We start from the raw sequence: 12,389 nt of genomic DNA, 5'->3' as shown, positions 1-12,389 counted from the left end.
TCGTTTGACTATTAGCGGCTAAAATCGCCCGGCGCTAACAGAGGCATCGATGACAGCAAATTCAGATAAATCTAAGCAGAACAACAAAGCGGCACATCGTGTACTAGCAGGTGCTTTGTGCGGAGCTTCCGTCTTGAGCCTGGTGCTGTCGCTCGTTATGCCCCCGATCTCGCAGGCCATCGCCAACGACGCCCAGACAGTTTCTACCGAAGAAACAGTAATGGGGGGTTCCTCAAGTGAATCCGCTGGTGTAAACGGCGCCACCGGGGATACCGAAAACCAGAATAGTGACGACACCGAGGGCGGCGAGGCTGACACGGTGGACCCGTCGTCCGATGACGATGAGGACGAGAACGCCGAGCAACCCGCGGATGATGGCGTCAATGATGAGGACGCAATTGCACCTGTTGCGGAGGATGCGGATGGATATACGCTGATTAATTCTGCAAAGGACCTATATGATGTCCTTCAAGTTGGTAAAAAGGCCGGCAAATTTCGCTTGAATGTTGATATTGAGTATGCAAGCGATATTACCTTGACCGCGGGTGAGGTTACCATCGACCTCAACGGGCATAAGATCAAACACTCGGGCGTGGAGTCCGGCAAGTCGCCTAACATGTCCATGTTCAATGTGCCCGCGGGTGCGACGCTCACGATTGAGGATTTGCCGCCAACACAGGATCAGGAATACTCAGATAGCGGCAACAAAAACGGCAACCTTGCCAAGCTGGAGTATGAGAACGGCACCGGTACGCCCAGCACGCTTACCTACTACGTAACAAAGTCAACGCCGATAGGCACAGCTACCACCGAGGCCCTCTACAGGCACGAGGTCAAGATCAACGGCGCTATCGTGGGCACCACTGCGAGCTCCGAAATGAAGCTCATCCACGTGTATGCGGGCGGTACGTTTAATCTCAAGAGCGGCGTGCTCACCACAAACAAGGACTGCAAAGTTGCCAACCTGATTTATGCCGAGAACGGTTCTACCGTCAACATGAGCGGTGGCTATGTTTGCGGTGCAACTTCCATGAGCAAAGGCGCAGGCATTGAGCTTGGTGTCAACGGCGGCAAGGGGGCGGCCCTCAACCTTAAAGGCGGCGTTATCGCGGGCAACTATGCTCCCAACGGCGGTGGCGTGTACGCTTACGGCTCTACAATTAATATGACCGGTGGCACGATTTCTGGTAATGGTACGTTCGAAGATCGGGCGGGTTACGGCGCGGGCATCTGCGCGCTGGGTTCTTCCGTGTCCATCTCGGGCGGCTACATCACCAACAACAACTGCCAGTTCGATTACAAGAATAATAACGCTTTCGACGCCCATAACGGCAACGGTTGCCACGGTGGCGGTGGTATCGCCGCGTACGACGGCGGTAGTCTCGAGATTAGTGGCGGTTACATCACTGGTAACTACTCTGCCGAGGCTGGCGGTGGTGTCTACGCTGGCTATTTCCACCAACCCCTCAGTATCTTTACCTTCTCGGGCGGTACAATCGCCAACAATGTGGCAAAAAACTCCGAGGGCGGTGGCGTGCGTATCGCTGCTCCGACTATTGGTAAATTTGATGTGAGTGGCCAGAAAGCCTACATCACCAACAACGAAACGCTCACCACTAACGACTGGGGTGGCGGCGGCATCTTCGTCCAGGGCGGTGGCACTTGGAAAGATGGAAATAGTGAAACTCCCGTTGCTTCCGCAAAGCTATATATCTATAGCACTCTGATTAAAGACAACTCGGCCCAGGGCTATGGTGGCGGCTTCGCTGCTTGCCCGAGTGGCAAGACAGCTATTACCGACACAAACGGTATTGCGATTTTCGACAACACTGACAAGAGCGGTGAGAATCTGTCAGGCGGCACTAATGGTAAGAATGAAGACCAGCCCACATCTGTTCAGGGTGGCGAGATAACCGAAGAGTTTAAAAATGCCGGCCATAAGGATCTATTCCTTATTCGTGCGAGTTCCAACAGTGATTACATCGCAGCCGTAACTGGTCAGATGCTTGGCGGCGGTGCAGCCAACTGGTCGGGTACGATCGACAAGACGCCAACGTCTATCGGCAAGTACGAGGGCGCTCAGGCTAAGTACATGATTGGCCTCGCTGCAAGTCCGTCCGATGCGGACAAGGATGCTGCCACCGGTGCTGCGACCCTCTTCATCACGGGCAACACATCCAACGTCCATGGTGGCGGCATCATGACCAACGGCGACGTAATCGCTGGCTCCACCAAGAAGGTGAACGTGTACCCCAAGATGAAGCTCAAAGGCACTAAGGCACTGGAAGGCCGCGCGCTTACTGCGGATGATGCGGGAAAATTCAGGTTCCAACTCTTGGAGCCGGGCGAGAGCGGTGGTGTCCCTAGCTTTAATAATAATGATGATGGCAAATTGCAGCTCAATGGCTGTTCAATAGTTGGCGATGACGATGGGGCCACGAACGACGCTGAAGGTAACTTTGTCTTTGATTTGGGCAGGGTCCACTCCGCTGGAACGAACGTCTACTACCTCGTTGAGGACCCCGGCAACGTTGCGGATCGCGTCCCTGGCGTGGACTACGACCAGACCATCTACAAGATTGAGCTTACAACTACGACCGAAAAGCGGCCGGTGCTGGAAATTGATTACTTCTACTATTTAGTTACGAATGTAAGGGTTACTAATCTCAAAAATAATGAGGTGAAAACGTTTACTCCGAACAACGGTAGCGATGTCTCCATTAAGATCACCGATGGCAACACCGACAAGACCTTTACTAATGCATACAAACCCAAGGGCTCTTGGACACCTCAGGTGACCAAGAAGGTCGACGGCGGCGAGATGAAGAGGTTCAAGTTCGAGCTGTATGCTGAGAATTCCAACAACACGGAGACACCCCTTCAGACCAAATATACTTCTGCTGAGTCGGGAAATTCTCAGATAGTAACGTTCGATCCGGTACCAATCGGTCCACTGGGCATCAATGATCTTACCAATGGCAAAGCAACGTTCACCTACTACATCCGTGAATGCGACGCCAGCGGGGCCGATGGCACCAAACACGAAGGCTACAAGAACGACACCAAGAGGTTCAAGGTCGTGGTAACGGCAACGGACAACGGTGACGGCACGCTGAAATGCACGCCGGTCTACTACGAGGTCGACGCCAGCGGTCATGAGAGCACGAGTCCAACCACCGATCCCACCTTCACCAACACCTACTCCACCTCTTTGCCCCTTTCTGGTATGTCGGGCGTCACTCTGACGTACCTTGCCGGCGCGGCGGTGCTTTGCGCTGCTGCGGCCTGGATGCACATTCGTCGTAAGGCGAATGCGAAGGGAGGTGAGCGTCGTGAATAAGAAAGTTTGCTCCTTCCCGATCTTGTTTGCGCTGCTTGCCCTCGTGGTCGGCACCTGCGCGGTTGTGTTCCCCGCTTCCGCGCAGGCCGCGCCGACCTCGACCGGTTCCATCACGGTGAGCGGCACCGTGGCGAGCAGCTACGACGCCTACCAGATCTTTAGCGCCAACGTCGTCGACGGCGACAGCGACGCCAAGATTGCCACCGACCTCGCCTGGGCAAGCGACGCCGTGCGCGACGCCGCGCTGCCTGTGCTGCACAGCGCCGGCATGCCCAATTCCCAGACCACCGCGCAGGAAGCTGCCGAGTGGCTCAACGCCGATTCTCACCTTACGAGCGCGCTGAGCGCACAGCTCGCTCGTTCCCTCCAGAGCTCTGGCGCCGTGTTCGTTGCCCTTAACGCGGGTACGGCGGCCGAGCTGCACTGCGGCTACTGGCTCATCGTCGCCGACGACGACGCCATCGCCCAGGGCGAGGCCGGCACCGCGCCGATCATGGCCCTGGTGGGCGGCAGCGCCGTCACCGTCAAGCCCAAGGCGGCGACCCCCAAGGTGTCCAAGCATGTGCTGGAGGACGGCACCGCCGCATGGCAGAAGGCCGCCGACGCCACGGTCGCCGACGACCTGTACTGGCGCCTCTCGGCCACGGTCCCGGCCGGGCTCACTGCCTACGACACCTATACGGTGAAGTTCGTCGACACCATGAGCGCGGGGCTCGACCCCTCCAAGGTCGCCGCGAGCATGCGCGTGTACGTGGCGGCGGGCGCGGACGGCGGCTTTGACGCCGTCTCGGCCGACAAGGACGGCCGCGTCGGCACCGAGCCCGCGAAGGGCTGGACCGACATCACGGCCCAGTGCGCCACCAAGGTAGCGGCCGACGGCAAGACCTTCACCGTGCGCACCGGCGACCTCATCGCCGCGCTCGGCGGGGCCGACGCCTTCACCGCGGGTGCCCGCGTGGTCGCCGTGTACAATGCGCCGCTCAACGGCGCGTGCAACCACGGCATCGCGAAGGGCAACCCCAACGAGGTCTACCTGCGCTACCCGCGCTCTCCCTTTGCCGACCAGTCCGGCGACGCCGGCTTCACCTGCACGCCGAGCGACGATGCGTGCGCCTACACCTGGGATCTCGCGCTCACCAAGCGCGGCAGCGACGGCGACAAGCCGCTTGCCGGGGCGGTCCTGAGCATCGCCGACGACCGCGGTCGTACGCTAGCGGCCGACGGCACGTGGGATGCGGAGGGCAAGGCCACCGTCACCACGAGCGAGGACGGCCGCGTGACCGTTTCGGGCGTGGACTCGGGCAAGCTGGAGGTCCGCGAGCTCAAGGCGCCCAAGGGCTACACCGCCTTTGAGGGCACGCGTTCCGTGACGGTCAAGGCCGAGGGCCTGGACGTCGACCATGTGGCCGCCGCCAAGCCCAAGCTCACCATCACGGCCGAGTCGCCCCTGCGCGCCGACAGCGCGGACGGGTCGACGGGCAGCCTGGAGGCGTCGCTCATCAACACGCCCACCGGCACGCCCCCTAGCATTACCACCGGAGGCTTTATGCCCTCGACTGGCGATATGGCAATGTACGCCGCGGCCGCCGCAGCGGTCGCCGGAGCCGCGCTTATCGTGGTCGCGCTCCTGGTCAAGCGGGGAGGTGGCAGCCATAAAGAGTAGCTGGCAGCCCCACAGAGAGCGGGGCGAGACGTAGCGAAGTAGATGCTAAGACACAGACAGACGGATTTAGATCAAATGGAATTCAAGCAGAAAGCAGAGGAAAAGAAGATGAGCATGAGCAAGAACATCGCACGCCTGGCAGTAACCGCCGGCCTCACGGCAGCCCTGAGCTTCGGCGGCGTGATGGCGCCGGTGACCATGGCGTTTGCTGCTGATGGCGACGACAGCATCACCATCACGCAGTCGGAGGGTAACGCATCCACTACGTTCAAGGCATATCAGATCTTCACGGCATCTGTCGTAGATGAGCCCGGTAACTCCGATAAGGTTGTTTCCAATGTCGACTGGGCTGCAGATCTTAAGAATAATGAGAAGGCGAAGACTGACATCATCAACGCCATTAAGGGTGTAGCGGGTGGCGATAGCCTCCCTCAGGATCCTTCCGCTCAGGACATTGCTGACTGGCTGAGCGATAAAAATCACGTGAACACTTCTACTAACACGCGTCTTGACAAGGATCATGTCCTTAACAAAATCGCTAAAGCGATCATCGACAATAACATTGCTCAAACTGGCAACTCATTCAAGGCGGGCGAGTTATTTAATGCCACGAGCAATGGCTACTATCTTTTTGTGACCGATAAAAGCTCTCTGAGTACTGCCGAGAATGCTAAGGCGAATACTGGCACTTCGCCGATTTTCGCTGTTGTTGGTGGTAAGGGCGTGACTGTTGCAGAGAAGACCAAAATTCCGACGATCAAGAAGGAGATCCTTAACGACTCCGCCGAGAAGGAGGGTGACTACACCGCCCAGGATGGGTGGACAAACGTTGCTGACTCCCAGGTGGGTCAGGAAGTAAGCTATAAGCTCACCGGCTCGATTGCGGACAACTACGCCACCTATGATTCCTATGCATACAAGTTCACGGATACCCTTTCGCAGGGCCTTACTTATGTTGATGGCTCGCTCGAGGTTTATGCGTTGAATGATGAGAACTATACCAAGATTAGCCAGACTAGCTACACCTTGGTTAAGCCTACTGAGGGCAATAATGCTCTGACGGTGAATTTTGATAATGAAAAGGGGCTGAAGTCGGCTACTGCGGATAGCGCCGACGATAGGCTTAATATCGGTGCTGAGACTCAGATTGTTGTCTTCTACAAGGCCAAGCTCAATAGCAAGGCTAGCTATGAGGTTCCCGGCAATACAAACGAGGTCTATCTCGAGTACTCCAATAACCCCATGGCTGAAGGTACCGGTAAATCCACTATCAAGACCGTAACCGACCACGTCTTCCGTCTCGATGTTACCAAGGTTGATAGCGTCGACAGCAGCAAGAAACTCAAAGCCGGTTTTAAGGTTAAGGTCGTTGCAAACGAGGATACCGCTTCCGTGGACAAGTGGCTCAAGCAGGACGGCAGCCTTACTAATTTGGAGAAAGATGCCTACGAGTTCATGACCGACGGCAATGGCGAGGTCAGGATTTCGGGCCTCGATGCGGGTAAGTATCAGATTACCGAGACCACTACGCCCTCCAGCTACAACACCATCGCTCCGTTTAACATCACGGTTGATCCGACCTACGATGCTGATGGTACGCTGACGGCGCTTACCGTCACCGACGACTCTGACATGGTGGACAAAGGTGCTGTGACCGGGGCCGCAGCTTCCATCACCGTCAAGAACAAGAAGGGCTCCGGCCTCCCGCTGACCGGTCTTAACGGCGTGACCTTCACTTGGATCGCTGGCAGCGCAGTGCTGTGCATCGGCGTGGCACACCTCATCCGCAGCCGTAAGCAGGCTGAGGAGTCCGAGCAGGAGTAACGCTCACTCACCCATCACTTTGGCAGGTGGGATGTGATGGCCATGAGACTTGCGGACACTTTTCTCGTCCATCTACGCTCTTGCTTTGCCATTCTCTTTTCGGGGCAAACTCCGCACTGGAGTTTGCCCCGTTTTTTTGGGACAACGCAGCCAGGCTCCATTGCTCGATGGATCAAGCGTATGAATATCGAACAGATGTTTGCAATTATTGCGTTTACCAGCTGCGGGTGCATACGCTCGCAGTAAAATGGCCTTGCGACGCATCCCGTGCGCGGGCGGCCGACGACTCGATCGGAGGTCCCCAAATGCTGAAATTCCTTAACGCGCTCGCCGCCCTTGCGGCGGTGGGCTCGTTCGTCATCGCGTTTCTTGACTCGTATGAGGTTCGGTTTAAGGTCCGTAGGCGCACGCGCGGTGCGGACGGTAGAAGGCATTTGCGCCGTAACAAGCGCAAATAAGAATGCCCGGGGTTAGAGGCCCGGGCATTTAACAACGTCGGAAACTGGTCGCCCGCGCTCCTAAGTACTTACGCGGGGTGCGTCGTTTCCTGTAGCTATTGTATCCCGAATCGCCCCGCCGATTCGGGACATTTTGAAAACTCAAATGCTGGCCTATGCTCGCGCTGCGCAATGCTGTCTAGCTGCGTTGTCCGGCGCGGAAGCTCGTTAATCGGCTATTATTTGTTTAAACAACTTGAGTTGTAGAGGAGTGACCGGCGATGGTGCAGGGCGCCAAACATATGAAGAGCAATAACGCCGCGGCCAACGGTGGCTCAAGCCCTCAGCCCAAACCTCAACCAAAGTCCAAACGCCGTCGCAAGCGACTGCCGCGCTGGGCCGATCGGCTCATCACCATCGTTATCATCCTTATTGGCGTGGGCCTTATGACCTGGCCGTGGATCTTGGACCGGCTCGAGGCCTCGGGCGTGTTCAATCAGATCAGCACGGTGTCCAGCACCGTGGACGCGCTGTCTGCCGAAGAGCGCGAGCGCATTCTGCTTCAGGCGCGCTCCTTTAACGAGCAGCTGGCGGGCGAGGCCACCGAGCTTCCCGCCGACCAGATCGAGCCCTATGCCCAGCAGCTCATCTTTGACCGCGACCCCATGATGAGCTGGGTCGAGATCCCCTCCATCGACGTGAGCATGCCCATCTACCACGGCACGAGCGAGGAAGTCCTCATGGCGGGCGTCGGCCACCTGGAGGGCACGAGCCTGCCGGTTGGCGGCACCTCGACGCATTGCGTGCTCACCGCGCACTCGGGCATGCGCAACCTGAGCATGTTCGACGACATTCACTCGCTGGAGCCCGGCGACCTGGTGCTGCTGCACACCATGAACAAGACGCTCGCCTACAAGATGGTGGACTCCGAGGTCGTGCTGCCCGAGGAGATGGAGTCGCTGACCATCGAGCCCGGCGCCGACAAGGTGACGCTCGTCACCTGCACGCCCTATGGCGTGAACGACCATCGCCTGCTGGTGCATTGCGTGCGCACCAAGTACAGCAAGAAGGACGTCGACAAGCAAAAGTCGCTGGCCGGCCGCCACTGGGGCAAGCGCGAGTTTGCCGTGCTCATCGTGGTCGTGGCCATTGTGCTGTTGCTGCTGGACATCGTGATCAACGCGGTCCGCAAGCGCCGCAAGGCCAAGGCCTCGGCATAAGACATTCTCCAGAACCACCACAAAGGGGACAGGCACCTTTGTGGTGGTCGGGACTTCTAAACCATCACAACATTCGATGAAAATCGCGATTTTGACGAAAAGCGTCGAATGTTGTGATGGTTTTCGTTGTGGGCGGGACGGTTTTCACTATGGACGGTGCGGTTTCGCTGCAGAACCGCCAGCCTGCCGCCTGCCAACCGCCGCCCTCGTTACGTTTTCGCTGCATTTGGGTAAAGCACCTGCTCCAAGCGGCGTTGCCCTGTATACTAGAGCGGTTTAACTGTTATGCGGAAGGGAGCGCCTATGGCACTCAGCGAGAAAGACGTGCGCGGCATCGCCGAGTACGCAAAGATCGCACTGACCGATGACGAGCTCACCCAGATGACGTCCTACCTGAATGACGCCGTCCAGATGCTCGAGCCCGTCTTGCAATATGACTTGCCCGACGTGGAGCCCACGTTCCATCCTATCGGAAGCCTGTCCAACGTGATGGGCGATGACCTGCGCGAGCCCGAGCGCGACCTGCCGCTCGACGTTGCGCTCGAAAACGCTGGCAGCGCGCGCGACCGCTACTTCCGTGTGCCGTCCATTTTGGGAGAGGGGGAGAGCGAGTAATGGCGCAGAGCTTCGATTCCCTTACCGCCGCCCAGATCGCCGCGGGCGTTGCCGCCGGTGACTTTACCGCTACCGAGGTGGCCCAGGCCTCTCTTGCCGCCATCGAGGCGCGCGAGGGCGGGGTCCAGGCATTCCTGCAGGTGGCGCCCGAGCTTGCGCTCGAGGCCGCCGCGCGCGTGGATGCCGATCGTGCCGCAGGCAAGCCGCTGCCCCCGCTCGCGGGCGTGCCGCTGGCCATCAAGGACAACATGAACCTTGTGGGCACGCGCACCACCTGCGCTTCCCGCATGCTCGAGAACTACCAGAGCGTCTACACCGCCACCTGCGTCCAGCGCATGCTCGACGCCGGCTGCCTGCCCATGGGCAAGGCCAACATGGACGAGTTTGCCTTTGGCAGCTCCACCGAGAGCTCGGCGTTCCACCGCACCAACAACCCCTGGGATACCGAACGCGTGCCCGGCGGCTCCTCGGGCGGCTCCGCTGCCGCCGTCGCCGCGGGCGAGGTCGCTCTCTCGCTGGGTTCGGACACCGGCGGTTCCATTCGTCAGCCGGCGTCGCTGTGCGGCGTGGTGGGCTTTAAGCCCACGTATGGCGCCGTGAGCCGTTACGGCGTAGTTGCCTTTGGCTCGTCGCTCGACCAGGTGGGCCCCTTCGGCCGCACGGTCGAGGATGTCGCGCTGGCCATGAATGCGCTTACCGGCGCGGGCCACGATCCGTACGACTGCACCAGCCAGGATTGCGCCGTCGACTTTACCGAGCATCTCAACGACAGCATCGAGGGCAAGCGCGTGGGCATCATCCCCGCGTTTATGGAGGCCGAGGGCCTGACGCCCGAGGTCAAGGCCGCTGTTGAGCGTGCCGCTCAGGAGCTGCAGAACCAGGGTGCCGAGCTGGTCGAGGTCGACCTGCCGCACCTGGACGCCGCCATCGCCGCATATTACGTCATCGGCCCGGCCGAGGCGTTCTCCAACCTGGCCCGCTTCGACGGCATTCGCTATGGCTATCAGGAGGAGGGCTGCGCCAACCTGTCCGACCAGAGCTCGCTTTCGCGCGCCCACGGCTTTGGCGCCGAGGCCAAGCGCCGTCAGATGCTCGGCGCCTACCTGCTGAGCTCGGGCGTGTACGACAAGTACTACTATGCCGCGCAAAAGGCCCGCACGCTTATCACGCAGGACTACGACGCCGCGTATGCCAAGGTGGACACCATTCTTATGCCCGCCTCGCCGCGCACGGCCTTTAAGTTTGGCGAGATCAGCGACCCCACGCAGATGTACCTCTCCGACCTGTACACCATCTCGCTCAACATTTGCGGCAACGGCGGTATCTCGGTGCCGCTGGGCCTGGGCGAGGATACTCAGCTGCCCGTTTCTGCCCAGCTGGTGTGTCCGGCGTTTAAGGACCGTCAGCTGCTCACGTTTGCCCGCGCCCTGGAGCGCGGCTTTGCCGATGCCGCCACGGGTGCGCCCGCGCTTTCCGTCGCGCCCGATTTTGCCGGGAAGGGAGGCGAGCTGTAATGAAGGAGCTTTCCGAGGTCCTGCAGGATTGGGAGGCCGTGATCGGCCTGGAGATCCATACCGAGCTCACCGCACTCGATACCAAGATGTTCTGCAACTGCAAGCTCAGCCACGATGACGAGCCCAACGCCAACGTGTGCCCGGTGTGCCTGGGCCTGCCCGGCGCCCTGCCGGTGCCCAACAAGCGCGCCATCGAGAGCATCGTCAAGGCCGGTCTCGCCACCAACTGCGAGATCCAGCGCCACTCGATGTTCTACCGCAAGCACTACTTCTATCCCGACATGGCCAAGAACTTCCAGACCACGCAGGGCCCGGTCGCCTTTGCCATGTACGGTCATCTGGATCTGGACGTGACCGGTCGCGGTGCCGCCGAGCGCCCCGACTGCGCGTTTGGCGAGGCCGAGGCCCAGAGCCTGGCGAGCGCCTCGGCCAATGCCGAGGGCTTGTCTACGTCCATGTCCTCCACGATGCGCGAGGGCAATCAGCGCGCCGGCCATCTGGCGAGCTACGATGCCTCCAACCTGCAGATGCCCGAGCGTCGCGAGGACGGTTCTTACACCGTGCCCATCCGCATCCTGCGCATCCACATGGAGGAGGACGCCGCCAAGATGGTGCACGTGGGCGGTGCCGAGGGCCGCATTACCGCCGCGGCCGAGTCGCTCGTCGACTACAACCGCTGCGGCACGCCTTTGATTGAGCTCGTGACCGAGCCCGATCTGCGCACGCCCGAGGAGGCGCGTCTGTTTATGGAAAAGCTCCGTCGCATCTTTGTGACGCTGGGTATTTCCGACTGCTCCATGGAGAAGGGCTCCATGCGCTGCGACGGCAACGTGAGCCTGCGTCGCCGCGGCGAGACCAAGCTGGGCACCAAGACCGAGCTCAAGAACCTCAACTCGTTTAAGAGCCTGCACGACGGCCTTGCCTACGAGATCTGCCGTCAGGCCGAGGTGCTCGAGGAGGGCGGCATCATCTACCAGGAGACCCGCCACTGGGAGCCCAGCCGCAAGCGCACCGTGGTCATGCGCGTCAAGGAGACGGCCGACGACTATCGTCTGTTCCCCGACCCCGACTTGGCGCCGTTCGATCTGGATGACGAGTTCATCGACCGCTGCCGCGGCGAGATTCCCGAGCTGCCCGATGCCAAGCGCGCCCGCTTTGAGGCCGATTTTGGCATTAAGGCCGCCGACGCCGAGCAGATCGCCGGCGACCCGGAGTTTGCCGAGTTCTTTGAGGCCGCTGCTGCCGGCATGGCTGGCAAGGAGGCCCAGACGGTCGCGAACCTGCTGGTCAACGAGATGATCGCCTACCTTAAGGACGCGGGTACCTCGCTGGCTGAGTCTGGCATCGCGCCGGCTCAGGTGGCGGCTCTTGCCAAGCTGCTGGCGACCGATGCCATCAGCTCCAACCAGGCGCACGAGGTCTTTGAGGCCATGGCCCAGACCGGCGACGACCCCAACAAGATCGTCGACGAGCGCGGTATGCGTCAGGTGAGCGATGCCGGCACGCTGCAGCCGATTGTGGACGAGGTGCTGGCAAACTGTGCCGAGCAGGCGCAGCAGTACCGCGACGGCAACCAGAAGGTCATTGGCTTTTTGGTGGGCCAGTGCATGAAAGCGAGCCGCGGCAAGGGCAACCCGAAGCTCTTCAACGAGTTGCTGAGAAAGGCGCTCGCGTAGCACACGGGCAGGGAAGGCTATCGGGCGGGCAGGGCCCGGGCCTTTACTCTCAACTTCGAACAGTCCTGCGCAAGACGGAGGCGCCACTGGCGCCTCCTTT

7 protein-coding genes are annotated in these 12,389 nt (G+C 59.9%); all 7 read left to right on the top strand.

The window, feature by feature from the left end:
• Positions 1-49: 49 nt before the first annotated feature.
• The 7 genes from DWZ22_RS09805 (at position 50) to gatB (ending at position 12,289) form a co-directional block, all read left to right on the top strand.
• Positions 50-3,340: a Spy0128 family protein gene (locus DWZ22_RS09805; RefSeq protein ID WP_118406030.1), complete on the top strand. Its 3,291-nt coding sequence runs from the start codon at positions 50-52 to the stop codon at positions 3,338-3,340.
• On the top strand, positions 3,333-5,003 hold the full coding sequence (locus DWZ22_RS09800; RefSeq protein WP_158573330.1) for an isopeptide-forming domain-containing fimbrial protein: 1,671 nt from the start codon (positions 3,333-3,335) through the stop codon (positions 5,001-5,003). The genes DWZ22_RS09805 and DWZ22_RS09800 overlap by 8 nt, the downstream gene beginning before the upstream one ends.
• A 75-nt stretch (positions 5,004-5,078) precedes the next feature.
• Positions 5,079-6,827, top strand: a complete 1,749-nt coding sequence (locus DWZ22_RS09795) for an isopeptide-forming domain-containing fimbrial protein (RefSeq protein WP_158573329.1) — start codon at positions 5,079-5,081, stop codon at positions 6,825-6,827.
• Positions 6,828-7,566: 739 nt separating this feature from the next.
• Positions 7,567-8,484, top strand: a complete 918-nt coding sequence (locus DWZ22_RS09790; RefSeq protein ID WP_158573328.1) for a class C sortase — start codon at positions 7,567-7,569, stop codon at positions 8,482-8,484.
• 303 nt (positions 8,485-8,787) lie between these two features.
• Entirely contained in the window at positions 8,788-9,099 is a 312-nt protein-coding gene (gene gatC, locus DWZ22_RS09785; protein WP_055287082.1) for an Asp-tRNA(Asn)/Glu-tRNA(Gln) amidotransferase subunit GatC, read from the top strand.
• Complete coding sequence (gene gatA, locus DWZ22_RS09780; RefSeq protein ID WP_118406026.1) at positions 9,099-10,613, top strand: Asp-tRNA(Asn)/Glu-tRNA(Gln) amidotransferase subunit GatA; 1,515 nt, start codon at positions 9,099-9,101, stop codon at positions 10,611-10,613. Before gatC ends, gatA begins: the two co-directional genes overlap by 1 nt.
• Positions 10,613-12,289, top strand: a complete 1,677-nt coding sequence (gene gatB, locus DWZ22_RS09775; protein WP_118406025.1) for an Asp-tRNA(Asn)/Glu-tRNA(Gln) amidotransferase subunit GatB — start codon at positions 10,613-10,615, stop codon at positions 12,287-12,289. The genes gatA and gatB overlap by 1 nt, the downstream gene beginning before the upstream one ends.
• Positions 12,290-12,389 lie beyond the last annotated feature (100 nt).

Origin of the sequence: Collinsella sp. AF31-11 (genome assembly GCF_003475605.1) — a bacterium.
In the GTDB taxonomy this organism is placed as follows: domain Bacteria; phylum Actinomycetota; class Coriobacteriia; order Coriobacteriales; family Coriobacteriaceae; genus Collinsella.
This window is presented reverse-complemented; position numbering and strand designations above follow the sequence as displayed.